This window comes from Neobacillus cucumis (assembly GCF_023715505.1).
Genome location: NZ_JAMBOH010000189.1, coordinates 1 through 226 on the forward strand (window position 1 = coordinate 1; position 226 = coordinate 226).

1 rRNA gene is annotated in these 226 nt (G+C 56.2%); it reads right to left on the reverse strand.

Annotation, left to right across the window (positions count from 1 at the left end):
• Positions 1 to 19: 19 nt before the first annotated feature.
• Positions 20 to 226, reverse strand: a 16S ribosomal RNA gene (locus M3226_RS32050); the annotation flags it as partial.

Sequence of the window (226 nt, forward strand, 5' to 3'; positions counted from 1 at the left end):
AGGACTGCATTATCCTTAGAAAGGAGGTGATCCAGCCGCACCTTCCGATACGGCTACCTTGTTACGACTTCACCCCAATCATCTGTCCCACCTTAGGCGGCTGGCTCCTTACGGTTACCCCACCGACTTCGGGTGTTACAAACTCTCGTGGTGTGACGGGCGGTGTGTACAAGGCCCGGGAACGTATTCACCGCGGCATGCTGATCCGCGATTACTAGCGATTCCG